Annotated in this window: 1 pseudogene; it reads left to right on the top strand. The window is 70.0% G+C overall.

Features of this window, described 5'->3' with window-relative positions:
- A pseudogene (locus H926_RS28780) lies at positions 1 to 230 on the top strand (hypothetical protein); the annotation flags it as partial.

Genomic DNA, 230 nt, shown 5'->3' with positions numbered 1-230 from the left:
TGCTGATCGTGCCGCCGCTGTTTGATGAAATGAACCGCACGCGGGCGATGCTGGCCACGCTGCTGCGTGATCTCGGCGCGGCGGGCGTGGCCGCGATGCTGCCCGATCTGCCCGGCTGCGGCGAAAGCGTGCAGGATTTTCCAGCGCAAAGCCTCAACGCCTGGCGCGCGGCCATGGCGGCGGCGGCGCGTCATTTTGACGCCAGCCATGTCCTGGCGCTGCGCGGCGGG

The organism is Novosphingobium sp. B-7, from assembly GCF_000410615.1.
In the GTDB taxonomy this organism is placed as follows: Bacteria; Pseudomonadota; Alphaproteobacteria; order Sphingomonadales; family Sphingomonadaceae; genus Novosphingobium; species Novosphingobium capsulatum.
The sequence above is the reverse complement of the archived record's forward strand: the minus strand, read 5'-3'. Positions and strand labels throughout refer to the sequence as shown.